This window comes from uncultured Parabacteroides sp., from assembly GCF_905196875.1.
GTDB lineage: Bacteria > Bacteroidota > Bacteroidia > Bacteroidales > Tannerellaceae > Parabacteroides.
Map to the genome: position 1 here is coordinate 80,227 of NZ_CAJJWO010000003.1, position 23,740 is coordinate 103,966.

Consider the following 23,740-nt stretch of genomic DNA (forward strand, 5'->3'; position numbering starts at 1 on the left):
TAGACATTATGAATAAGAAAATATTATCTGCCATATTTGCTTTTGCAGTGTGTATGTCTTCCTGTAACTATCTAGATTATAATGAATCGTCCGGATTTGACAAAGAAGATATGTTCACCTATTTTGAAAGAGCAAAAGGTATGCTTACCACCGTATATTCATATCTTCCTGCCGATTTTGGTAATTTTGACGGAGCGATCCGGGCAGCGGCGACCGATGAAGCGGAATATGCTTGGAATACATCGGGCATCATTCGGTATAATAACGGTTCGTGGAGTCCGATCCTGACAATCGATAATGTGTGGGGCACTTACTATACCGCAATCCGTTCTGCTAATATGTTTTTAAATAATTATCAGGAAGACTTTACCAATATTGAATGGAATGATAATTATGAGACTTTAATGCAGCAATATCAGTATTATCCGTATGAAACTCGTTTTTTACGTGCCTTCTACTATTTCGAGTTGGCCAAACGGTATAAGAACGTCCCGTTGATTACGGAGTGCCTGGAACTCGATGAGGCGAATAGCGTGACTCCTTCTGATTTTGATAAAGTGATTGATTTTATTGTCAGTGAATGCGATGAGATCATGGATAAGCTGCCTGTATCTTATAAAGATGTGCCGGGATATGAAACGGGCCGTATCACCCAGGGAGCCGTGATGGCCTTGAAATCAAGAACGTTACTGTATGCAGCCAGCCCTTTATATGACGGGACGGCTGGTCAGGAAAAATGGATTGCAGCGGCTAAAGCGGCCAAACAGCTGATCGATAAGGTTGAATCGGACGGGCGGTATCAACTGGTAGATGAACAAATATGGAATAATCTGGCCTCCAAAGAACTGATTCTGGAAACGCGCAGAGGTAATTCAAATGATTTTGAAAAACTGAATTTCCCTATCGGTTATGAGGGAGGAAACTCCGGAACCTGTCCTACACAAAATCTGGTGGATGCTTTTGAAATGAAGGATGGAAGCCGGTTCGACTGGGGAAACCAGGAACATATCGATAATATGTACAATCCGGAAAAGAGGGATCCCCGCTTGTTTGAGACCGTACTGACAAATGGCTCTACTTTCAAGAATGCGACTGTTGAGACTTTTGTAGGCGGTAAAAACGGAGCGCCTCTGGATGGTGCGACACCGACAGGCTATTATTTGAAAAAATATGTTGTCGAAACGATCAGTCTGAATCCGAACAATACAACTACCGATCGTCATATCTGGATACTTTTCAGATACGCAGAGGTATTGTTGAACTATGCGGAAGCTCTTTATGAGGCTTACGGTAATCCTGATTATACCGATAATACGTTTACGTTGTCTCCACGGGCAGCTATCGACAAAGTCAGGATGCGTGCCGGAATGCCGGGAGTTGCTTCGGATGATTTTCTTGAACGGATCAGGAATGAACGCCGGGTGGAACTCGCTTTTGAAGACCATCGGTTCTGGGATGTTAGAAGATGGAAAATCGCTCCTCAGACAATGGATATTTATGGGGTGAAGATTGAGAAACAGGGAGACGGTTTGATTTATACCCGTCAACTTGTTGACAAGCGTACATGGAGTGACAAGATGTATCTGTATCCTGTATCCAATGAAGAATTGTTTAAAAATCCACTTTTGAAACAAAATCCTGATTGGTAAGAATAGAATGAGCAGAGAAGCCGTTTTAAACTTGTTTACGGTGGCTTCTCTTATAATACCTTGATTTAGAAACAATAGAACTTTAGAAAATGAAAATGTACACTTTTGTACTAGCATTGTTATTATGTGCCTGTACCTCAACACAGCGAACCTTTTATATGGATAGCATAACCGGAGATGACGCGAATAAAGGGGCTTCACCGACAGAAGCTTGGAAAAGTCTTGATAAACTGAACCAGCAAGTCTTTGAACCGGGTGATAGGATTTTATTTAAATCGGGGACTGAATATGTCGGCCAGTTTGAACCGAAAGGTAGTGGGAGTGAAGGGAAACCGGTGATGGTCGATAAATATGGAGACGGAGGGAAACCTATCTTGCATGGAGACGGTCAGAAACAACATACGATACTACTGGAAGGAGTTGAGTATTGGGAACTGAATAATCTGGAGGTTACCAATAAGGGAGAAAAACCGGATCCCGGTAGAAATGGTATTATTATTTATGCCTGGGATAAAGGCGACGTACATCATATCCATTTGAAAAATATGACTGTTAGAGATGTGAACGGAAGTTGTATAAAGAATGAAGGAGCTGGAAACGGAATTTACTGGCATAACGGTGGAGATGAAGTACCGACCCGTTTTGTTGATTTGCTGATAGAGAATTGCCATATTTACCGTTGCCAACGGAATGGAATAACCGGTAATGGTAATAGTGGCCGTGATAAATGGTTTCCCAGTCTGAATGTCGTTATCAGGGGGAACCTGATCGAACAGGTTCCGGGAGATGGGATTGTTCCTATTGCCTGCGACGGTGCATTGGTAGAACATAATATAGTAAGGGATAGTCCTGATCTTCTGCGGATAGAAGATGCCGCTGCCGGTATCTGGCCCTGGAGTTGTGATAACACGATTATCCAATTTAATGAGGTAAGCGAACAGAATGCCAAATGGGACGGACAGGCTTTCGATTCGGATTACAATTGTCGTAATACTGTTATCCAGTACAATTTCAGCCATGATAATGCCGGAGGTTTTGTAATGGTGTGTAACGAAGGTAATACTTTGGGTAAACCCTATAATATAGGAACGGAAAATACGATAATCCGTCATAATGTAAGTATCAATGACGGTTTGCGTGCTTATCCGACACGCCCCGGTTGGTTCTCTCCTGTCATACATATTTCCGGACCGGCTAAACAGACCGCTATTGAAGAGAATGTGATTGTTATTATGAAAAAGCCTTCTCCGGAGATAGACCGTTCGGTACTTATTATGGATAACTGGGGAGGACCCTGGCCGGAAAATACAGTGTTCAATAAAAATATTTTTTATGTAATAAACGATGATCTGGAATATAAGTTTGTAACAGGTGATAGTAAAGCTACTCAGTTTGATGGGAATATCTTTTATGGCAACTTTATAAATAAACCGGATGATCGGAATGCTATTGAAAAGGAACCGGATTTTACTTTCGGATTTCCTTTTCATGAAAATTTCCCTGACAACTTGAGAGAGAAAGTGATTAAAAGATTAAAACAACAATAGGGAGTGTTGTTTAAAAGAGAGTGGATTCCTTGAAGGATGTAGAATTCAGTCTCTTTTTATTTTATTCTGGTAAATCGTTATTCGGTTATTTTGAGTATTTATTGTTGTATTTTCCATTAAAATGAGATTAGAAGATGTATAAGCTTTTTTATGTGAATAAAAAAACGTAATATTGCTTATTACTAACTTTAATACTTAAGGTTATGGAAAAGAAAGCATTTAGAAAACGGATAATAACTCCGAAACACCTCTCGATTACCGTTTGCCTGTTGATTATTTTGGGGTTATTTTATTTGAATGATGTGCCCTGGTTTATTTATGTAGCAGTTGTAGCAATTGCTTGCGTTGCTTTTCAGCCGTACAGAATAGATAACAATTACCTGACACAAGGTAACTTTGTTGCCATCCCTATTGACTCGATCGATAAAGTGTTTGTAAAAGAGTCCGGTAGCGTGGTCGTATATTACAGTAAACCTTATAAGGACAAAGAATATACGAACACGATCTATCCGGTAGATACCGAAGGATTTGTAGCAGCTTTACAACAAGTAAATGAAGAAATGACTATCTTGCGCGAAAATTCGTAAAATGGACAGAGTCTTCAAATCTAAGATCGGGTGGTGGTACCATTTGTTGATTATTGTGCTGGCAGTATTGTGTGTGGTATCTGTACTGCATCAGAATGTGGCGGCAATTGTTACATCGTTGGTTGCCAGCGCACTGACGTTGCATGTGTTTTTTAATACCTATTATGTGGTTACGGCAGACGGTATGCTGTTGCTCCGCTGTGGCTTTTTTCCTAAAAAAGAAATCGCGATTGCTGATATAGAGGCGTTGCAACCGTCTATTCTTCCCGTTTTTAGTTATTCTCTGTCGTTGGACAGGATCGTGATCTGGAAAGAAGGTAGGATGTGGATGTTGATATCTCCGCAGAACGAAAAAGAGTTTGTGAAGTTGCTGAAGAAGTACAATCCGGATATCGAGATCAAAAGTAATGCCGGACTATTGTAGAATGATAATATAGAATCACAATATAAAACTTAATTAAATCTGATAACATGAAATATGATGTTGCTATAATCGGTGGAGGACCTGCCGGTTATACTGCTGCCGAAAGAGCGGCTGCCGGTGGACTTTCTACCGTACTTTTCGAGAAAAATGCCTTAGGGGGTGTTTGCCTGAACGAAGGTTGTGTTCCTACGAAAACCTTACTCTACTCAGCTAAAGTGTACGACACGATCAAACATGCGGCTAAATATGCGGTAAAAGCAGAAAACCCGTCTTTCGACTTCCCCAAGATTATTGCCCGTAAAAATAAGGTCGTAAAGAAACTGACTGCCGGTATCCGGATGAAGATGACGGAACATGGTGTTGTTGTTGTAAGTGGTGAAGCGGAGATAAAGGGACGTGCTGCCGACGGCACGATCTCCATTGTCAGCGGGGAAGAAATGTATGAAGCAGCCAATCTTCTGTTGTGTACCGGCTCGGAAACGGTTATTCCTCCTATTCCCGGTTTGGCGGAGACAGACTATTGGACCAGCCGTGAAGCTTTGCAGACGAAAGAGCTTCCCGCTTCCCTTGTCATTATCGGCGGCGGAGTGATTGGTATGGAATTTGCGTCTTTCTTTAACAGCATGGGCACCGAAGTGCATGTGGTGGAAATGCTGGATAAGATACTCGGTCCGATGGATCGGGAACTTTCTGAAATGCTTCAGGCTGAATATGCCAAAAGAGGTATTAAATTTTATCTAAGCCATAAAGTGACTGCCGTTCATGGGGGTGATGTGACCGTTGAGAAAGATGGGGAAAGCTTTGTGATACAAGGCGAAAAGGTTCTGCTGAGTGTGGGACGTCGCCCGGTAACGAAAGGTTTCGGATTGGAAATTTTATCATTGGAACCTTTCCGTAATGGTATAAAGGTGAATGAATATATGCAAACCTCTTTACCGAATGTATATGCTTGCGGAGATATCACAGCCAATTCCTTACTGGCCCATACAGCCGTGAGTGAAGCGGAGGTTGCAGTAAAGCATATCCGGGGAAAAGCCGGAGCTGGTATGAGTTATAAAGCGATTCCGGGGGTAGTCTATACCAATCCTGAGATAGCCGGTGTCGGTAAGACGGAAGAAGAATTGCAGGCAGAAGGAATTCCCTATATAGTAAAGAAACTGCCGCTGGCCTTCTCCGGCCGTTTTGTGGCTGAGAACGAACAGGGAAATGGCGTTTGTAAATTGATTCTGGCTGAAGACGAGACGGTAATTGGTGCTCATTTGTTGGGTAATCCGGCATCTGAATTGATCGTTATTGCAGGTCTTGCCATAGAAAAAGGGATGAAAGCTGACGAATTGAGGTCGATTGTTTTCCCGCATCCAACTGTTGGTGAGATTATAAAAGAGGCTCTTTATTAGAAAGTTTTGAACCTACTTTTGGCTTGATCCAAAAGTAGTCAAAAGATCAAGGCTGCACTGTTTGAGCGAAGCGAGTTCGCAGACGACAGCGGAGTCTTTCACCGTAGCAGCGAAGCCGGTGCAGCCTTGAACTTTTGGTTACTTTTCTTTCAAGAGAAAAGTAACATTCAAATCAGTATCTTTCAAGCTATTGAGTTCACCTTTCACCCTTTTGTAACGTATTAAGAAACAGTATGAAACGGTGAAACCAGCTCCTTTCACCGAAGCAAGCCGGAGTCACAAAAAAAGACCAGTCTTTTAAAATCAAAAGTACCTTCTTTTGAAATCAAAACTAAGGTCTTAACATTTCAAAACACCATACCTTTAAAAATGGGTGACTATCCGTTTGCCATCCGATGCTTGTCCGTTAGCTTTTCGATGCTTACCCATTTCTTTATTGGTAGTAGCTTAAGACATTCTCTGTGACTTTCTTAAAATAAACAAAAAAAATTGTCCTTTCATCAGAATTGACTAATTCTTAGCTGGTTGGAAGCGGTGACAGGTGGAACGTACTGTTTGAATTGTTCTGTAGTAGTCTGTTTGGGGGCAATTAGGGGACAATTTGTCGGGTAGCAGCACTATAGCGTCAAGAGGGGTAAGATAGTAGCCGTGGCATGCATAACACTATAGTCCCGGTTTCTTCCCTACAAAGTACTACCCCATATCCTAAAAGGTATCACTCTCTACCCTATAGCCTGTCCCCTGCTGCGTTATAGGATTGCGCAGGGTGTAGAGAATAACTGTAAGCTTTTCCCGAAAGAAGTGTAAGTCTTTTCCTCGATAAATGCCTACCTGTTTTCAGTGATTGCCGCAGTCACTGGGAAAAAATCTTGGATGTGGAAATATACCTACCTGACGCAATCTTCATATATAGAAAGTAATTCCCTATCTTTGCAGAGCTAAATTGCAATGCATGAATATGTTTGAAGGATATGTAGGAATTCGTTTGTGGGACGGACAGTTGGTGGATGATGTGATTTTCTCATTGCTACTTTCCTTGCTGGTCGCTTTTGCAGTTATATTTCGTGCTAATTATCAGTATTTTATAAAAATGCTGAAGGATGTCGTATATTTGAAAGAACGGCAGAATCTGTTTGATGAAACGGCTGGGAAAAGTGGAGCTTTCTTTCGACATTTTATGATTTTTCAAGCACTTTTTTTATGTAGTATAGCCTTGTTTACTATTGCCCGGGTAAAGGGAACCGTCAGTCATCTGGGAGAGAAAGAAGTCCTTTTTGCGATTGTTTTTATTTTTTGTGTGCTACTCCTGTTCTTTCAGTTTAAGCAATTCTGTAATTCTCTTTTGGGATTTGTTTTTGCCTCTCCGGATAAATATAGATTCTGGAAAAAAAGTTATAACGCGATAATGGGTAGCTGGGGCATTTTATTATACATTCCGGTGCTTTGGTTATTGTTCGTAGGCAGTAAAACATTGGCTCCCGTTATATTGTTTTGTATTTTCTATTTTTTGTGTCGTTTTGTAATAATTTATAAGACAATACGGATATTTCACAAGAATAATGTCGGATTATTATATATTAGTTTGTACCTTTGCACCCAAGAAATTTTACCTCTTATATTTTTGTATGAAGGTATGATTTTTTTGTATAACTTTATCGAGACGAGTACTCTATGGCATTGAACATCAAAAAGTTGTTGGTATCGCAACCGAAGCCTGCATCCGAGAAGTCACCGTATTTCGACATTGCAGAGAAATATGGGGTTGAAATCGACTTCCGTCCTTTTATCAAAGTAGAAGCTCTTTCATCTAAAGAGTTCAGACAGCAGAGAATTTCTATTCTGGACTATTCGGCAGTAATTTTTACTGCTCGTACAGCTATTGACCACTTTTTCCATTTATGTGAAGAACTACGTGTCACCATTCCGGAAACAATGAAATATTTCTGTATGACGGAAGCTATTGCAGTTTATCTTCAGAAGTATATCGTGTATAGAAAACGTAAAATATTTTTCGGCCAGACCGGAAAACCTGAAGATTTGGTTACCGTTATTGCAAAGCATGCAAAGGAGAAATATCTTGTACCTGTATCTGACGTGCATAAAGAAGATTTGACTGCTATGCTGGATGCAAAAAAGATCAACTATACAAAGGCTGTAATGTATAGAACAGTAAGTAACGAATTTGCTAAAGATGAGAAATTTGATTACGATATGCTGGTATTCTTCAGTCCTTCAGGTATTTCTTCATTATTGAAGAACTTCCCCGACTTCAAGCAGGAAGATATAAAGATCGGTTGCTTTGGTCCTACAACGGCGAAAGCTGTAAAGGATGCCGGCCTCAGGCTGGATGTGGAAGCACCTACTCCCGAAGCTCCTTCAATGACGGCTGCTTTGGATCTATATCTGAAGAAAGAGCTGGGTGGAAATAAAAAGAATGGAAAATAAAAGGTATACCCTTTCTAAAGAAGAGCGCCTGTCGTGGAAACGTTACATTGACCTGTTATTCGAAAAAGGGCAATCGTTTGTAGCGTTTCCACTGCGGGTTGTTTATTTACCGCTGGAAGAGGAGATGTCTGCCCCCGTCTCTATCCTGATCAGCGTTCCCAAGAAAAAATTTAAGCGTGCCGTAAAACGAAACCTGATCAAACGTCAGGTCCGTGAAGCCTACCGGGTACGTAAATATGATCTGATCGATCCGCTGACAGAAAAAAATAAGCGTATGCTTATTGCTTTCCTTTATCTGGACAAAGAGATACATCCTTTCACGGATATGGAAAAAGCGATGACGAAAGCGATCAAGGTATTGCGTGACAAAGAATAATGAAGAAATTCTTTACTACACTCCTTCTGTTGCCGGTTTATTTCTATAAATATTGTATTTCTCCTATGACACCGGCATCGTGCAGGTATACACCTACCTGTTCCGAATATGCTGTGCAAGCCCTGAAGAAATATGGTCCGATCAAAGGACTTTACCTAGCTGTCAAACGAATACTCCGCTGTCATCCGTGGGGAGGAAGCGGGTATGATCCGGTACCGTAAATATGATTTACTACGATATACATACTCACCAGCCATCGGTTCATGTGGAGGATATTGCGATTGTGAATACGATAATAAAAGAGGATTGCGAATTGTCTTTACCTCCTGTATACTGTTCTGTTGGTATTCATCCGTGGTATATATATAATGTACGTGAACAGTTATCTTGTCTCGAATCGATAATCTCGGCTTCCAATGTTGTAGCTATTGGTGAAGCGGGTTTAGATAAGCTGGCGGAAACTCCTTTGGCTATTCAGCAGGATGTCTTTCTGAAGCAAGCAGCATTAGCTGAAGAGAAGAGTAAACCACTTATTATTCATTGTGTAAAAGCCTGGACCGAACTAATTGCTGCCAGGAAAATGGTAAAACCTCAAACGCCTTGGATTATTCACGGTTTTCGTGGCAATGGTGAACTTGCACAGCAATTAATCTTACAAGGGTTCTACCTTTCTTTTGGTGAGTATTTCAATCCGTCAGCACTCCAATCGGCACGGCTTGACCGTATATTTGCAGAAACAGATGATAAAGAGATTGATATACAGGCTGTGTATCGACAGATAGCCTCTTCGTTGCATCTATCCCTTGAGGAACTTGCTTCCGGTTTAGAAAACAATGTGCATAATATTTTTTCTATTGGTTATTAATCCCTGCAATGAAAGCGACTAACCATTGCAGTATCAAATAATTCTCTATTTCCAATTCTCTATTTTCAATTATAAAGTCGTACCTTTGTCCGCATTCAATATAAAACTATAATTAAAACGATGAATTTTGTTGAAGAATTAAGATGGAGGGGCATGATTCATGATATGATGCCCGGAACAGAAGAGCAGTTACAGAAAGAAATGACTTCTGCTTACGTTGGCATTGACCCGACGGCCGATTCATTACATATCGGACACCTTGTTAGTGTAATGATGCTGAAGCATTTGCAACGTGCCGGACACCGTCCTATTGCTCTGGTTGGTGGTGCCACCGGTATGATCGGAGACCCTTCAATGAAGTCGGCAGAACGTAATCTGTTGGATGAAGCAACACTTCGTCACAACCAGGACAGCATCAAAAAGCAGTTGTCGAAGTTCCTGGATTTCGATTCAGATGCTCCTAATGCAGCCAAGTTGGTAAACAATTATGACTGGATGAAGGATTATTCATTCCTGAACTTTATCCGTGATATCGGTAAACATCTGACAGTTAATTATATGATGGCTAAGGATTCTGTAAAGAAACGTCTTAGCTCCGAATCGAGTGTAGGTATGTCCTTCACAGAGTTCTCTTATCAATTATTGCAGGGATACGATTATCTGTTCCTGTATCAGAATGAAGGTTGCCGTTTGCAGATGGGTGGTTCCGATCAGTGGGGTAACATTACTACTGGTACGGAATTGATCCGCCGTAAAACAGGTGGTGAAGCATTCGCTCTTACTTGTCCGCTGATCACAAAAGCAGACGGAGGTAAATTCGGTAAGACTGAATCCGGTAACGTGTGGTTAGATCGCCGTTATACTTCTCCTTATAAGTTCTATCAATTCTGGTTGAATGTCAGTGATACTGATGCAGCCAGATATATCAAGATCTTCACAGACCTGAGTAAAGAAGAGATCACTGCACTGGAAGAAGAACAGGCAGCTGCTGCTCATCTTCGTCCTTTACAGAAACGTTTGGCGAAAGAGATCACGGTGATGGTTCACTCTCTGGAAGATTATGAAGCTGCTGTGGAAGCTTCTAATATCTTGTTTGGCAACTCTACTTCTGAAGCATTGAAGAAGCTGGATGAAGATACTTTATTAGCTGTATTTGATGGTGTACCCCGGTTTGAGATCAACCGTGATGAACTGAGTGGTGGTGTTAAAGCCATTGATCTATTAACGGAAAAGGCCGCTGTTTTCGCTTCAAAAGGGGAAATGCGTAAACTGGTACAGAGTGGAGGTATAAGCATAAATAAGGAAAAACTTGCAGATGCAGAAGCTGTTATCGATTGTTCTTCTTTGTTGGATGAAAAGTACCTGTTGGTTCAGAGAGGTAAGAAGAACTATTACCTGCTAATTGCAAAGTAAGAAAAATAAGAAAAAATGCTTGCAAGGTAAGAATTTATTCTTACCTTTGCATCGCTTTAGATAAAGCGCCGGATTGTCTCATGGTGTAATGGTAGCACTACAGTTTTTGGTTCTGTCTGTCGAGGTTCGAATCCTCGTGAGACAACAGAGTAACGAGGTCTGAAACATTTGTTTTAGACCTCGTTATTTATAATCATTTCAATATATCAAATTATTTTACAAGGTCGTATGGGAATTATCATATGTATATGTTAATAATCAATTTATTACAAAATAATGAGACCTGTTTTATTCGATCTTGTGAAATAAATAAGACAAAGTGATACGAAGTTCTTGAGGAACTAATATACTTCTTTAATCGCAAATATAGCCTATTTATATTGTAAATGGTTAATTTAGCCACTCAAATCCACTTATCTTATTATAAATAGAAAAATAATCTTTAAAAAAGAATATCCATCAGAATATGATGCAATTTTGTATATTGCTGATTATTAATTTACTACCAGTATAAAATACCTTAGTTCCTCAAGAACTATGTACTCCAATTCGTCTATATTGTTGTATAAATATAAAATTTAAGGCTTGGGTCCCATTGACATACATAGAATAAAGGAAGGAGATCAGGAAGCTTTTAAAAGATTCTTTGTTCATTTTTATCCGAAACTGATGTCGTTGGCTTGTCGTTTTGTGGATGAACAGGCTGCGAAAGATCTGGTGCAGGATATCTTTACATTCTATTGGGAACAAAAACGACAAATCGATGTAAATAGTGTACAGTCATATCTTTTTAAATCTCTTCAAAATCGCTGTTTGAATTATCTGAAACATCAAATGGTCGTAGAAGAGTATAATGCTAAAATACGAATAGCCGAAGCACGTATCGCTTTCTTGAATGACCGGACCGATGCAAATGATGTTCTGAAACAAGTGATTGACAGTGATTTTCGTGAACAGATCGAAGCGTCTGTGAAAAAATTACCACCTAAAGCGGCAGAAGTGTTTCGGATGTGTTATTATGAAGATTTACCACATAAAGAAATCGCCGAAAGGCTTGGAATATCATTACGTACAGTTGCGGTCCATGTCCGTAATGCAGTACTTTTCCTGCGGGAAGATTTAAAAGATTTGCTGATACTATATATCGCTTTTGTAGGATTATAAATCAATCTGAACTTTTTTCATTTTGACTACGTAGTTTCCGGTGCCTCAGTTGTCTTCTTTATATAAACGATAAGAAAGATATATGAATGAGGAAATACTAATACGATTTTTAACTCACCGATGTACTTCGGAAGAAATAAAGGAGGTTGATCAATGGATTGCTTTCGATCAGGCAAATGTCGATTGGCTGTTTGAGATGGAACGTATCTGGAGTTTGAAAGACCAGCTACGTTTTTCCGACAAACAAGAGATAGAAATGGCCTATGCACGTTTTATGTCCGGATTGCAGGAAAAGGAGGTAAAAGTGGAAATAAGCCGAAAACGTCCTGTTTCTATTTCATGGATGAAATATGCTGCAGTAATTGTGCTGATCGGATTATTAAGTACTAATCTTTATTTTTTATCGCAGGAACAGCCCTCTTCCATGAATATAGTTGAAGTACCTAATGGGCAACGAGCTTCTTTGACCTTATCCGACGGTACAAAAGTCTGGCTGAACTCCCATAGTAAATTTTCGTATCCAGCTCAGTTTTCATCAAGGAAGAGAAATGTCAGCCTTGAAGGTGAAGGCTTTTTTGAGGTCGCACATAATGAAAAAGCGCCGTTTGTCGTACATGCTAATTTACTTCAGGTAAAAGTGTTGGGCACGAAGTTTAATGTGCGGGTGTACAATGAAGAACCGTCTTCCATAACGTTGGCAGAAGGAAAGGTGGAAGTCGCTACAAATGACAATGAACATAAAGTCACTCTAAGACCGAATGAGCAGGTTATCTATTCCAAAGACGGTGGCCTGGTAGTCAATAAAATAGTCAATGCCTCTTTGGTCAAATCGTGGACGGTAGGCGAAGCTGCTTATATTAGTAAACAACTGATCGATATTGTAGTTGATCTGGAACGTCGCTTTAATGTTCATATCACAGTGAAAGATCAGGAACTTAATACAGAATTATTTACTTGTCGTTTTAAAGAAACTGCTAGAATAAATCAGATACTTACTTTATTGAAAAATACCCACAAACTGGATTATCAAATTCAGGGGGATCATATACAAATTTATAAACCTATAAAATGAAGATGCTTATGAAGAAAAAACAGATGTAGTAAAAATGAAGAACCGAAGATGCCGCAAACACCCCCGGTTCGGATTAAGCAAGTAACGTATTAGAGACAACCTAAATTTATTACTAACTAATCATTTACAAATGTATGAATTTTATTAAGAAGTGTATGCCATGCGATACGCATAAATCCGCATGGCTCTGGAAAAGTCTATTTATTATGAGGTGTATCTTATTGTTTTTATTATTGGGTACAATGCAAATCACAGCGAGTGTTACTTACTCGCAATCGGTAAAACTATCGTTGAACGTGGAGAACATAACGGTGCAGGATGTCTTGTCAATGATAGAGCAGAAAAGTTCATTCTATTTTACTTACAACCTGAATCAGGTAAATGTAAACCGTAAAGTATCAGTAAATGTAAAGAATAAGCTGGTGACGGATATTCTGGATGAAATATTTAAAAGTGAGAATATCAGGTATACGATCAGTGATAAACATATTGTATTATACAGAGCTGATAAGTCTGAATTACCAGGTGTGAATCAGAAACTTAAAACGATAACAGGGGTCGTGTCCGATAATAACGGTGAACCTATTATCGGGGCAAACGTGTCCATTCCGGGAACAAGTACAGGAACAACTACGGATATGGACGGAAAGTTTACTTTGGAAGTACCCGATAATGCAAAAATTGAAATCTCTTATATTGGTTATATAACCCAAAGTATATCTGTAAGTAAAAAAAATAATTTCTCGATTGTTTTGAAAGAAGACACCCAGGCTTTGGAAGAGGTGGTTGTTGTAGGGTATACCTCTCAAAAGAAAGGGTTATTGGCTGGATCAGTAGAGACAACCAAATTCACAGAATCGTTGTCACAGATTCCGACAAACAGTGCCGCCCAGTCGTTGGTTGGTAAAATGGCAGGTGTACATATCTCCGTTCCTTCCGGTAAGCCGGGTGAACAGGCAAGTGTAGGGGTACGTACCGGTACAACGTGGAATTCCTCACCGATGTTGTTTGTAATTGACGGGATTGTACGTGATGCGGAAACGTTCAATAATTTAAGCCCGAATGAAATTGAATCGGTAAGCGTGTTGAAGGATGCCGCTTCGGCTGCTGTTTATGGAGCACGTTCGGATGCGGGAGTTATTTTGGTTACGACACGTTCCGGTAGCTCAGGGAAGATATCGGTTAACTATACAGCCAATTACTCTGCCGACTTCGCTACGCAAGAAGTAGCTTTGACGAATCTTTATCAGCAAGGTATGGCTATTAATCAGGCATACAAAAACTTTGGCTTGACTGCTCCCCAAGGTGCAGGTTGGAGCGATGAAGAGTTGGAATGGGCGAAAAACCTTCCCGGACAAGGCTTTAACATGCTTGATGACACCTGGCATACACCTTACGTGATGAATCATGCATTAAGCGTCAGCGGCGGTTCGGAAAAAATCAAATTCTTTGGGGCAGCTAATTACTATACACAGAGTGGTTTTATGGAGTCAACCGAATACAATAAGTTGAATATACGTTTGAATGTGACGGCTAACATAACCGACGATTTGCAATTGTACGCTTCTGTTGCTAATACGAATACAAACTATGCTTCTTCTCCAACAGAAGGTACAGATGCAACTTACACGAAAGCACGTGTATCATTTGAATATATGCCTTCACGTTCGCCTGACGGTAAGTGGATTGGCGACGGATGGGCATATGGTAACCCGGCTGCGGCTGCCGAAGGTGCTTCCGGTTACAGAAAAAATAGCTGGATACGACCCGAAGCCAACGTCAGCTTGACTTATAAATTACCATGGATAGAAGGAATGAGCGTAAAGGCTTCTTATTTGGGAAGTTGGAACTCATCGCGTGGTAAAGACTACACTGAGCTGCAAAGGTTTTATTATCCGATAAAATCGGGTGAAAACAACCATATCATCGATGTAAACAATTTGACTAATTATTATGTCAGCAATGAAGGTGCCGGTGTTTCTGCTTCGGGCAATTGGTGGACTTACCAACAGTTGAACTTCCAGGTTAATTACGATAAACGTTGGGGAGATCATCATGTGAATGCGGCTACCGTATACGAAGCTTCGAACTACAATCACTATTATGTATATGGTAGACGCGAACAGTTCCCGTTGTACCAGACCGACCAGTTCTGGGCAGCCGGTTCTTCTGCCGATAAACAGTTCTCCAATGGTGGTCCTGATACAGACGGTGGGCGTGCTTCTTGGGTATTTATCGGTGGTTACGATTATGCCAACAAATATATCTTGAATTTCTCTGTACGTTATGACGGTTCAATGAACTTTGCTCCGAGCGAACGTTGGGGTGTGTTCCCGGCTGTATCGGCTGCATGGGTCGCTTCTGAAGAAAGCTTCTTGAAAGATGTTGAATGGCTTGACTTCTTGAAGTTGCGTGGATCTGCTGCCTTAACAGGTAATGACGCTGTCGGTGGATGGCAGTGGCAGACCAGTTATAAGAATGGTGGTAACTACATGTTTGGTGAAAATGCTGCTGTGAATAATGGTTTGCAGTATGGAAATTTGGTGAATGAATTCCTGACTTGGGAAAAATCTACCGGTATCAACGTCGGTGTAGATTACCGTTTCTTGGGTCACCTGCACGGTGCTGTTGAATATTGGCACAAGCATACGTATGATATCTTAGGTGACCGCCAAAATTCGCTTCCAACCACTTTCTCCAAGACAATGCCGGCTGAAAACTACGGTGTGATCAACGGACAAGGTTTTGATTTCAGTGTGGGATGGGAAGATAAGACAGGTAATGTTAATTGGCATGCCGGTTTGAACTTGTCATACGGATGGAACAATGTAAAGGTTCAGGATTATGCTGCCGGTTTGTTGGACTGGGAAATCCCCGTAGGTAAAGACCGTAGCTATATTGCTGCTTACGAAGGACGTATCCTCCGTTCGCAAGCAGAAGTAGATGCTTTCAAAAAAGAGAATCCTAATTATGTCATGCCTTCAGGTGGTGGCGTAGATCTTCGTCCCGGTTCGTTTGTCTATATTGACAAAAGTGGTCCTGACGGTGTGAAAGACGGTATTATCAACAAGTATGATAAGGATATCCTATACAACAACAATAACCCGGTTTATATGGGCTTGAATTTGGGTGCTACTTGGAAGGGACTTTCTGTAGAAGCTACTTTCACCGGTAAATTCCATAATTATAAAAACTTTGGTGTAATAGGAGATTACCATGACAACCAGATGTGGAATATGGAGTGGATTGAAAATTCTTGGACTCCGGAAAACCCCAATGCAGACCTGCCTATGTTGGCTCCGCGTGACTATCGTTCATATGGTTGGACAGATGTTGATTTCTTCTGGAAGAAGGCTAACTATATCCGCCTTTCCAATTTAAATATCGGTTACACGTTTAATTTTGCCCAGCCTCTAGGTAACGCAATCTCTAGTATCAAGCTGTTTGCAACAGGTACGAACTTGTTCTACATCTCTGGATTCGGTCACTGGGATCCGGAATTGAACCCAGGATGGAGCGGTGTTGGTTATCCTGTAATGAGAACCTTTGGTGGTGGTGTTAGTGTTAATTTCTAAAAATAAAATCTATGAACAATTTCAATATAATAAAAAGAAGTGGACGTAAATTCCTGACTTTATCGGTATGCCTATTGGCGTTGTCTTCTTGCCAGTTAGATTACGAGAACAAATCGGCAATTAATCCGGATAATGTGTGGCAGAATGAAACAATGATCCAGGCATATCTTACCGATATCTATAGCGGCATGGTGCCGGGATGGTCTTCTACGTCTGATACCGACACGGATCTTACAACGGACTCAAACGATAGCATGAGCGAGTGGTTGCGTGGGGTAAACATTTCAGCTTCCAGCCGTGGGGTCGATTTTAATTATACAATTATTGATAAGATTAACTACTTGCTTGAGCAGTTGGAAACAGTACCGGAAAGTGTCATGGCTCTTGAGGATAAAGATGCAGTGGTGGCACAAGCCAAGTTTTGGCGGGCTTACCGATATTGGTCTTACGTAAAGGATTTGGGTGGTGTTCCCCTCATCCTTAAATCGCAGGATGTGAACGACCTGCCTTCGTTGATGATGAAGCGAAGTTCTACTTCTGATTGTATGGCACAAATTGTGAAGGACTTGGATGATGCCATTCAAGGCTTGCCAGACCGTTGGTCGGGTGTCGACTATGGGCGTATTGACAAATGTGCTGCCATGGCTTTCAAAGGACGCGTACAAATGTGGTATGCTAGTAAGTTATTCAACCGTTCCAATGATAAGGAACGTTGGGAAACAGCCTATAAAACCAATAAGGAAGCTCTAGAACTGGCTGAAAAGAGTGGCTATAAATTGATGGATAAATTTGGCGACATTTGGTTGACAAAAGGGAAGTCTAATACGGAAGCCTTGATCTATAGAAATTACAAATATCCGGATTCGTATTATGACATGAACCAATATCTTCCTGAAGATATTACCCATGGATGGGCATGCCGTCAAGTACCGCAGACACCTCAACTTCTTGCATTCCCGTTGAAGGATGGTTCTTCGATGGCTATCTACGAAAACGAAGAGTATAAGAGCCAAAAACTGGATGTAAACCGCCTTTCTACAGATGCTGCTTACAATGCTGAAATTCTTGACAAATTGGTGAACGGAATGGATCCACGTTTCTACGATTCTTATTCTGTCCCGGGTTGTGATTTCCCGTCGTTGGAAATTCCTGCCGGGCAGTATTTCTGGACTTCGTATGCGAAAACAGAAACGTTCTATAAAGCGATGTCTAACTTGCAGCTTGAACGTAATGCCGGAACTACTCATTATGGCTCATTCTTCCCGTTAAAGGCTATTACGCCGGGATTGAACAATGCCGATTCATATAAAGGTGAAAATAATGCCATCGCTTTGCGTTTGGGTGAAGTTTACCTGAACCTTGCCGAATGTGCTGCCGAAGCAGGACATGTAAATGAAGCGTTGGGTTATGTGGCTGCCATCCGTAAACGTGCAGGTATCGATAAAGGTACGGGCGCTATCGGGTATGGACTGGATGTATATAACACGCTCGACGGTTTCCGTCGTTTGTTATACAACGAACGTGCTGCTGAGTTGTCTCAAGAAAACTTCCGTTATGACGACCTCCGCCGTTGGATGAATTTCGACAACATCAATGCCCAAAAGCATTACAACAACCTGTATGTAGTGTATAACGGAACAGAGGAAGAAGCAAGAAAATTCGACTGGACACGTACGTTGAAAGATGCAGATACGCAGAAGTTCTTCCATATTGATTTCGTGCCGAATGTGAAACAAATTGAAGTTTCCACATTTAATATTTCCACCAAGCATTGGTTCGGTGCCATTGGGGACAAGACTATGGGTGCTAACTTTGACAATGATATGGCACAGCAGAACAATGAATGGGGTGGTTCATTCGATCCATTGAAGTAATGTCTGATTGGATTTGAAGATTCATTATTTTGTAGCGGAGTAGAAGATACTTGCCAAAAGATCTTTTACTTCGCTTTTTAATACTTAATATATGAGGCAAATGAAAAAATTCTTATTAAAATGGGTATGGGTAGTTATATCTCCATTCTTTTTTTCGTGTAATCAGGCAGGGAAGGATCTCTGCTTTGAAACGGATTATGCAGTATTAAAGATGGATTCTACAGGATTCTTAACGAGTATCTACAGTAAAGTTGATAATATAGAATATTTATCTGATAAGAAAAGTTCTCCATTGTTGGCTCTTTATGCCGGTAACGATGAGGCTATTTTGCCTGTTTCGGCTCGACAAATCGATAAAAAGGTGATGTTAACATATGCCAATGGAGCTGAAGCTGTTATAGAAATAGGAGAAAAAGAAGAGTACTTGACGTTTAAACTTATATCACTTACTAATCGTGGTAAAGCGGATCATGTAGTATGGGGACCTTATTATACTACGATACGTGAATATATTGGAGATTTGTTGGGAGTAGTCAGTAATGAACGTTGTACGATCGGTATGGTCGCCTGTAATGACAATACGAATACCGGTCTCCCTACAGATGGAGATATGCACCAAATGTATTACAGAGTACATACACCAGATCCGATCAAATATCCTTTGCCGGATTCGTTATATGAGGGGCAGCGATTGCGTATAGGTGGAGATGGCATTAGTGATGTGGCTTTTACGAATCGGAAAGAAGGTCATTTCTTTTTTAATAAAGGAAATGGGGCTGAGTATATACCGGAGTACGGTTCTTACATTGTAATGAGTTCGCGTGATCGCCGTACTACCCGTGATATATTTTTTACACTTATACCCGGTTTTGAAAATGTGAATGTACCTAAGCATCATCGGGTAGAGGCTGTAGATGAGGATGTTTTAGGATCATCGGTGGCATTTTTTGTTTGTCCTAAAGAGCATACGTTAAAACTTTATGAGAAGGTCGTTTTAGAGGAAGGACTGCCTTATATTACCCAGCAAGGGAAATGGGTTCGTGATCCGAAAGCTGCTTGTGCCGATTTAGCATGGTGGGGACGACATGATAGTTTGATCTCTTATGCCACTCAGTTGGGAGTACGCGCTGTACAGGATGAAGGTTTGGGAGAGTATTATGTCAACCCGGCAAATCGATGGGCGGATAAGATGATTTCTTATGGTGGAAAACAAATTCCGATCGCTGAGTTTACAAAAATGACGAACGAAGCTGGAATCGCTTATGGGTTACATACGTTGTGTGAGTTTTTGCAACCACATTGCGGTGATGTCAGTCCCATTCCTAATGATAGCTTATGCATGGTGTTGAAGACAACGATCACTCATGATTTGAATGCTTCTCAAACGGATATTTGTGTGGCTGATACCAGTTGGTTAAATGAATGGGGAACTTGGCATTGCAATAAACTCAATGTTTTGAAACTTGGGAAAGAACTACTTACTTACGAAGGAGTTACAACAACCCGACCTTATACATTGAAAGGTGTGAAGCGTGGTGCTTACAACACGGTGGCTCAAACACATAAAGCGGGTGAGGTGTTAGCAAAATTACAGATGAACTGTTATAATGGTTTTGTTCCGGATATGAATTTGCAAGACGATTATGCCGATTATTATGCCCGGTTATTAGTTGACGGTGGCATGGATTATGTCGATTTTGATGGACAGGAAAGTTTCATGTATCAAGGACATGGCTATTATTCGATAAAACGATTCTATCGGAATTTGTTTGAGAAGTTCCATGCGTATGGCGGAAATGAACTTCGTGTGATGGGATCTGGTATCATGTATGGGAATTGGCTCTATATGGGAAATGGGAATATTGGTGGAGGAAACAACATGTTTAACCCTGTAACCAATTCGTTCGGCATCCAGGGGAAAGATGAAAGGAACGGTAATATGAATAACTTCATTTGTCCCACTTTCGGTATCCAGAATTTCCAATCGGAATGGAATGAACAAGTGATAGAGAACCTGCAATCGAAAGCCGTGGCATGGAATGCCACCTATATGCTTGGTTTAAGTGAAAACGCGGTTGAAAAATGTTTGGATAAAGAGCGCGTGTTTAAGGCGTTTCGTGTGTGGGAGGATGCCCGTCGTGCCGACATTTTCCCGAAAGAGTTGAAAGAAGAGATGAAAGCCCAAGAGAACCGGTACCATTTGGAACGTGTCGATGAACATACATGGACACTATATACGGTGGAAGATTCCGGCGAACGAACCAATCCGAGGACGCTTTCATCGGCTATTGCGCTTCAATGAATCTTGAAATCTTTATACTTATAAATATACAATATGGTAAAGCATAAAATAGTACAAATCTGTGTGTTGTTGTGTTTGGTACTAGGTATCCAACAAGGAAAAGCACAAGAGGCAAACGGATTGGAATATGGAGAGGCGGTCCAAGGGGTGAATCAAGATCCGAAGCAAAAAAGTATCGGTAGTAAACCGTATGAAATGGATGGGCGTCAAGAAGCTCGGAAACCGTTGCTTACGTTTGATGATTGTACGCAATGGCAAGTCCGGACGGATCAGGTGGAAGCGGCATTATATCGAACTAAAGAACAACGGGTAATAGGCGATTACAGCGGAAAAGTCGTTTACAAAACCAAACAGGCAAAAGCCGGATTTCGTGTAGAACTTGTTGAACCTTATAAATTCGATAAAGAGTGGGATTGCATTAACTTTTGGAATTATGGAAACCATTGGTTATGGGAGAACAGTGGAGAAGCCATGACTCATTATGCTGTTATCCAGGATGCCAAAGGTCGGGAAATAACAATTCCGTTCATGCAAGAATGGTTATGGCGGAATCTGAATTACAAGTATTGGTTTTTGAATCATATCAAATTGAATGATAGTATTGCCCGACCGATTACATTCATCGGATTGGAATTTAAAGGGAATGGCACAAAACCGGATGTGGAGAACAATATTTTCTTGGGTCCTATCTATGGGTATCAAGAAGTTTTGAAGCCGATGAAGTTTAAACCGTTCCCGGAGAAATTACCTTTTCCGCTTCGTGAAGAGACGATTTTGCCGACGAATAAGACGACTGGATTTAGCAATCGTGCAGAGCAACAAGGCGAGAAATACCTTTTCTCATACGAAGGGAAAGATACTAAGCTGACGTATCAAGTAGACCCGGTTTATCCGATAGGCGGCGTGACACTCTTGTGTGACGGACAAGAGAAAAAGGTGAATGCCGACGCTAAGATCCTTTTTGAAAAACGGACAGAAGCAGAGTGGAAAGTTATAGATAAGAGATTAGAAAACGATACTTTGTTCATCCGTTATAAAGCAGTAGGAAAGGGTTTGAGCCAACGCTTTGATTGTTCCTATACGATCAAGCAGAAATCTTTGATTTGGACGATTGAAGAAAAAGCAGCGGATGGGAAAGTGGAAGAGATCTGCTTAGGCATAACAGATAACGTGTCGGATGGTAAATTGGTGGGCGTTCCTTTCTTGGTGTATAACCCTTTTGCTAATGATTCCTATACGGCTGATGCTCCCAGTATACTGTATGCCGACAATCTGTTCTATTTGACAATGTTTGATTGGTATTATACCAATGCTTCCATGTATTATGGTGGAGAACAGGGTATCAAAGATGGTAAAGCGACCTACAATGGAGGTGTCAAATATTATCCGTTGAACAACAAAAAACGTAATCCATTACGCGAACGTCTTTTCATTAACGTATCGCCGGATGTACATGAAGTGTTTCCAACGATTGACAACCCCTCATCTCCTATGCGTTCTAACCAGGTAGACCGTTTGTGGGCGATCAACGGTGGTAGTGATCTGCCTAAATTAGGAAAGTTCGTGACAGACTTACGGTCTAAAGGAGTAGAAAATGTTAGCATTCGCTATCACGAAGATTTTTGGCGTGCTAATGGAGAGAGCTATACATTCCGAACAATACCTAACCCTGATCTAGGTACGGAACGTTTGAAAGAATATGTTCGTTTTGTACAAGGGCAAGATTGGAGGATTGGTTTTTATTCAAATTACATGGATTTTGCCCCTGTAAATGCTTTGTGGAATGAAGATTGGGTACGTATTAGCTACAAAGATTATGGTTGGGGACCTGCTTGGTGTAGATGCTATGCTAATAAAGTAACTATAGGTTGGGAACAACAGGCCATTTTGGCTCCGCAAATACATAAGACATTTGGAACAAACTTTTCTTATTGTGATGTGGAAACTTGTATTTCTCCTATGGATCGGGTAGATTACGATTATCGTACTCCGGGAGCAGGAAAATTTCGTACTGTATTTGAATATATTGGTATGACTTTGATGAACGAACGTCGTGCTTATCAAGGCCCGGTTTATTCGGAAGGTGGTACACATTGGTTTTATGCCGGATTGTTGGATGGGAATTATTCACATATGAATCATGATTTACCTATATTCCCGGATTTTCAGTTGTTAAAGATTAATCCATTGGAAATGGATGGAATGTCAAACGTATCTAATGAAGCTTATGTGGCTTATGCTTATGCTTTTGGTAATATCGGAATTTTGTCTGATGGTTTTGATGCAGTTCGCAGATATGCCTTTTTGCAACCATTTCAAAATAGTTATTCGATGATTCCGGTAAAAGAGATATTGTATTTTGATGGAAAATCTTATGTCTCATCTTCCGATGCAATTAAAAAAGATCTGTTGAAATCTCCTTGTATCCGAGTTGAATACAATAATGGTTTAAAGATTTATGCTAATTTCTCAGATCAACCATGGTTGGTTAAAGAAAATAACCATGATTATTCATTACCTAAATATGGAACTTTGGGCATTTTGCCAGGAAGCCGTTTGTTTTCGGTTTCTTCAATAAATCCTATCTCTTTAGCAGGAAAATTATTAGATAAAGTTTATTCGGATCATTTGTTCTATATTGATACGTATGGCGAAACGGAGAAGGGTGATCTAGGAGGTAAAGGTTCTTATATGTTGAAAAAAGAAAAGTTTGGTTGGGAAATTGTTCCTTTGAAAGATTTAGAGAAAGTAGATTTTGATTTATCTTTACTTGGACTTTCTGCATTAGGTGTAGATATAGAAGCGGTTGATAAGGACGGAAATGCCATAACAGTGATAAACCAAACTCCTCTGACTAATCAAGTTCATTTTGAACATGAGCCTCAATATTACAAATATAGGATTTGCCCAGTTTCATCTATTTCCCAATAATAACGAGGATGTCCAGTATTATGTCTCTTTTAGGATTAATAGCCGGACATACTAGTAAACAATAATAATCCATTGAATAGGCAATTATTTGCTATGTTTAATGTGAATGGTTGTCTTTA

17 protein-coding genes are annotated in these 23,740 nt (G+C 40.6%); all 17 read left to right on the plus strand.

Annotated features, from left to right (window positions below; all coding sequences use genetic code 11):
• Nucleotides 1-8 precede the first annotated feature (8 nt).
• The 17 genes from QZ076_RS01915 to QZ076_RS01995 all read left to right on the plus strand — a co-directional run bounded on the left by QZ076_RS01915 (nt 9) and on the right by QZ076_RS01995 (nt 23,621).
• Nucleotides 9-1,649 carry a RagB/SusD family nutrient uptake outer membrane protein gene (locus QZ076_RS01915; protein WP_293709805.1) on the plus strand — a complete coding sequence of 547 codons (1,641 nt, stop codon included), beginning with the start codon at nt 9-11 and terminating at the stop codon, nt 1,647-1,649.
• 158 nt (nt 1,650-1,807) lie between these two features.
• On the plus strand, nt 1,808-3,196 hold the full coding sequence (locus QZ076_RS01920; protein ID WP_293709807.1) for a right-handed parallel beta-helix repeat-containing protein: 1,389 nt from the start codon (nt 1,808-1,810) through the stop codon (nt 3,194-3,196).
• Between the two features lie 203 nt (nt 3,197-3,399).
• Nucleotides 3,400-3,783: a hypothetical protein gene (locus QZ076_RS01925; protein ID WP_293709808.1), complete on the plus strand. Its 384-nt coding sequence runs from the start codon at nt 3,400-3,402 to the stop codon at nt 3,781-3,783.
• 1 nt (nt 3,784) lies between these two features.
• On the plus strand, nt 3,785-4,207 hold the full coding sequence (locus QZ076_RS01930; RefSeq protein ID WP_293709809.1) for a PH domain-containing protein: 423 nt from the start codon (nt 3,785-3,787) through the stop codon (nt 4,205-4,207).
• 47 nt (nt 4,208-4,254) lie between these two features.
• Entirely contained in the window at nt 4,255-5,604 is a 1,350-nt protein-coding gene (gene lpdA, locus QZ076_RS01935; RefSeq protein WP_293709811.1) for a dihydrolipoyl dehydrogenase, read from the plus strand.
• A 952-nt stretch (nt 5,605-6,556) separates the two neighbouring features.
• Nucleotides 6,557-7,285, plus strand: coding sequence for a DUF4271 domain-containing protein (locus QZ076_RS01940; RefSeq protein WP_365324290.1), 729 nt, complete (start codon nt 6,557-6,559; stop codon nt 7,283-7,285).
• Nucleotides 7,282-8,049 (plus strand): uroporphyrinogen-III synthase, encoded by a 768-nt coding sequence (locus QZ076_RS01945; RefSeq protein ID WP_075560210.1) that lies wholly within the window; start codon nt 7,282-7,284, stop codon nt 8,047-8,049. The genes QZ076_RS01940 and QZ076_RS01945 overlap by 4 nt, the downstream gene beginning before the upstream one ends.
• Entirely contained in the window at nt 8,039-8,425 is a 387-nt protein-coding gene (gene rnpA, locus QZ076_RS01950; protein ID WP_293709815.1) for a ribonuclease P protein component, read from the plus strand. Before QZ076_RS01945 ends, rnpA begins: the two co-directional genes overlap by 11 nt.
• Nucleotides 8,425-8,646: a membrane protein insertion efficiency factor YidD gene (yidD, locus tag QZ076_RS01955; protein WP_075559599.1), complete on the plus strand. Its 222-nt coding sequence runs from the start codon at nt 8,425-8,427 to the stop codon at nt 8,644-8,646. Before rnpA ends, yidD begins: the two co-directional genes overlap by 1 nt.
• A 2-nt stretch (nt 8,647-8,648) precedes the next feature.
• Nucleotides 8,649-9,290: a TatD family hydrolase gene (locus tag QZ076_RS01960; protein WP_293709818.1), complete on the plus strand. Its 642-nt coding sequence runs from the start codon at nt 8,649-8,651 to the stop codon at nt 9,288-9,290.
• Between the two features lie 120 nt (nt 9,291-9,410).
• A complete protein-coding gene (tyrS, locus tag QZ076_RS01965) occupies nt 9,411-10,703 on the plus strand; it encodes a tyrosine--tRNA ligase (protein WP_293709820.1) in 1,293 nt (430 codons plus the stop codon).
• Between the two features lie 585 nt (nt 10,704-11,288).
• Complete coding sequence (locus QZ076_RS01970; protein WP_293709822.1) at nt 11,289-11,867, plus strand: RNA polymerase sigma-70 factor; 579 nt, start codon at nt 11,289-11,291, stop codon at nt 11,865-11,867.
• A gap of 82 nt (nt 11,868-11,949) precedes the next feature.
• On the plus strand, nt 11,950-12,939 hold the full coding sequence (locus QZ076_RS01975; protein ID WP_293709824.1) for a FecR domain-containing protein: 990 nt from the start codon (nt 11,950-11,952) through the stop codon (nt 12,937-12,939).
• A 242-nt stretch (nt 12,940-13,181) separates the two neighbouring features.
• Nucleotides 13,182-16,514 (plus strand): TonB-dependent receptor, encoded by a 3,333-nt coding sequence (locus tag QZ076_RS01980; RefSeq protein ID WP_293709826.1) that lies wholly within the window; start codon nt 13,182-13,184, stop codon nt 16,512-16,514.
• Nucleotides 16,515-16,525: 11 nt separating this feature from the next.
• Nucleotides 16,526-18,388, plus strand: a complete 1,863-nt coding sequence (locus QZ076_RS01985; RefSeq protein ID WP_293709828.1) for a RagB/SusD family nutrient uptake outer membrane protein — start codon at nt 16,526-16,528, stop codon at nt 18,386-18,388.
• Between the two features lie 100 nt (nt 18,389-18,488).
• A complete protein-coding gene (locus QZ076_RS01990; RefSeq protein ID WP_293709830.1) occupies nt 18,489-20,690 on the plus strand; it encodes a hypothetical protein in 2,202 nt (733 codons plus the stop codon).
• Nucleotides 20,691-20,723: 33 nt separating this feature from the next.
• A complete protein-coding gene (locus QZ076_RS01995; RefSeq protein WP_293709832.1) occupies nt 20,724-23,621 on the plus strand; it encodes a hypothetical protein in 2,898 nt (965 codons plus the stop codon).
• Nucleotides 23,622-23,740 lie beyond the last annotated feature (119 nt).

Excerpts from the sequence above, each read along its gene's own strand:
- yidD (WP_075559599.1), top strand. The coding sequence starts at position 8,425 with ATGAAGAAATTCTTTACTACACTCCTTCTGTTGCCGGTTTATTTCTAT.
- lpdA (WP_293709811.1), top strand. The coding sequence starts at position 4,255 with ATGAAATATGATGTTGCTATAATCGGTGGAGGACCTGCCGGTTATACT.
- QZ076_RS01920 (WP_293709807.1), top strand. The coding sequence starts at position 1,808 with ATGGATAGCATAACCGGAGATGACGCGAATAAAGGGGCTTCACCGACA.
- QZ076_RS01975 (WP_293709824.1), top strand. The coding sequence starts at position 11,950 with ATGAATGAGGAAATACTAATACGATTTTTAACTCACCGATGTACTTCG.
- QZ076_RS01925 (WP_293709808.1), top strand. The coding sequence starts at position 3,400 with ATGGAAAAGAAAGCATTTAGAAAACGGATAATAACTCCGAAACACCTC.
- QZ076_RS01985 (WP_293709828.1), top strand. The coding sequence starts at position 16,526 with ATGAACAATTTCAATATAATAAAAAGAAGTGGACGTAAATTCCTGACT.
- QZ076_RS01990 (WP_293709830.1), top strand. The coding sequence starts at position 18,489 with ATGAAAAAATTCTTATTAAAATGGGTATGGGTAGTTATATCTCCATTC.
- QZ076_RS01980 (WP_293709826.1), top strand. The coding sequence starts at position 13,182 with ATGCAAATCACAGCGAGTGTTACTTACTCGCAATCGGTAAAACTATCG.
- QZ076_RS01995 (WP_293709832.1), top strand. The coding sequence starts at position 20,724 with ATGGTAAAGCATAAAATAGTACAAATCTGTGTGTTGTTGTGTTTGGTA.
- QZ076_RS01960 (WP_293709818.1), top strand. The coding sequence starts at position 8,649 with ATGATTTACTACGATATACATACTCACCAGCCATCGGTTCATGTGGAG.
- QZ076_RS01940 (WP_365324290.1), top strand. The coding sequence starts at position 6,557 with ATGAATATGTTTGAAGGATATGTAGGAATTCGTTTGTGGGACGGACAG.
- QZ076_RS01930 (WP_293709809.1), top strand. The coding sequence starts at position 3,785 with ATGGACAGAGTCTTCAAATCTAAGATCGGGTGGTGGTACCATTTGTTG.
- rnpA (WP_293709815.1), top strand. The coding sequence starts at position 8,039 with ATGGAAAATAAAAGGTATACCCTTTCTAAAGAAGAGCGCCTGTCGTGG.
- QZ076_RS01915 (WP_293709805.1), top strand. The coding sequence starts at position 9 with ATGAATAAGAAAATATTATCTGCCATATTTGCTTTTGCAGTGTGTATG.
- tyrS (WP_293709820.1), top strand. The coding sequence starts at position 9,411 with ATGAATTTTGTTGAAGAATTAAGATGGAGGGGCATGATTCATGATATG.